The following is a 1,368-nucleotide window of genomic DNA, read 5'->3' as shown; positions in this document are numbered from 1 at the left end:
ATGAGTTTACCCAGGCCCAAGGGACTAAGCCGCCTCCACCTGCTCAATACGTCAGATTAAGCGAAGCTCAGCTAACAAAGCGCGATCTTGACACTTTCCCTGAAGATATTAAGCAAAATGCGCTAAAGCGATACGAACTGCTTAATTTCATCGAGCGAAAAAATACTGGCGGATGGACACAAAAAAACTTAGACCCGTTGCTTGACTCATTTTTTGCCACAAACGGCGGGGAAAGGCCAAATTGGCGGACTGTCGCTCGATGGTATAAAAGTTACCTGGATAGTAATGGTGATTTAGTTTCGTTAGTGGAAAAAAACCACAAAAAGGGTAATAGAAACAAAAGAGTTGACGGCGATGAGCACTTTTTTGAAGTAGCCCTATCTCGCTTCCTTGACGCCAAAAGGCCAAACATAGCAAAAGCCTATCAGTATTATAAAGACACTATTACGATTGAAAATGATTCAATCATCGATGGAAAAATCCCTATCATTTCGTATAACAGCTTTAAAAACAGAATTAAGTCTCTTCCGCCTTACCCCGTAGCACTTGCCAGGCATGGCAAATTCATCGCAGATAAATGGTTCGAATACTGCGCTTCACATAAACCACCTACCAGAATTTTAGAGCGGGTGGAAATTGACCATACTCCGCTCGACCTTATCTTACTCGATGATACTTTATTGGTACCTCTTGGAAGGCCCTATCTGACATTGGTAGTAGATGTTTTCAGCGGTTGTGTATTGGGTTTCCATTTAGGCTACAACCCTCCATCTTACGTGTCAGCAGCAAAAGCCATAGTACATGCGATTAAGCCTAAGACACTCGATATGATTGGCGTAGAATTCCAAAATGAGTGGCCTTGCTATGGTAAATTTGAAACCTTGGTTGTTGATAATGGCCGTGAATTTTGGTCGACGAATTTAGATCACGCCTGCAAAGAAGCGGGGATCAATATCCAGTACAATCCTCCTCGCAAACCTTGGCTGAAGCCCTTTGTTGAGCGTTTTTTTGGGATGATAAATCAAAGTTTTCTCGCTGAAATCCCGGGAAAAACCTTTTCAAATATTCTGGATAAGGAAGAATACAAGCCTGAGAAAGACGCAATCATGCGATTTTCGGTGTTTGTGGAAGAGTTTCACAGATGGATCGTTGATGTTTACCATCAAGACACAAACTCGCGTGAAACAAGGATCCCCATTCAGAGATGGCAGCAAGGTTTTGATGTATACCCTCCGTTAAGAATGACCGCAGAAGATGAAAGGCGTTTCGAAGCGCTGATGGGACTTTCGGAGCGAAGAACCTTGACCAGAAATGGCATTAAGTTCTCGGACCTCATGTACGACTCTACCGCACTTGCCGACTACCGAA

1 protein-coding gene is annotated in these 1,368 nt (G+C 43.3%); it reads left to right on the top strand.

Annotated elements, in window-relative coordinates; genetic code table 11:
• Window positions 1-1,368: DDE-type integrase/transposase/recombinase (locus ON072_RS20975; RefSeq protein WP_274626185.1), on the top strand; the 1,368-nt coding region annotated here is incomplete at both ends.

The sequence above is a fragment of the Shewanella sp. K8 genome, assembly GCF_028823715.1.
Classification (GTDB): Bacteria; Pseudomonadota; Gammaproteobacteria; order Enterobacterales; family Shewanellaceae; genus Shewanella; species Shewanella algae.
The sequence above is the reverse complement of the archived record's forward strand: the minus strand, read 5'-3'. Positions and strand labels throughout refer to the sequence as shown.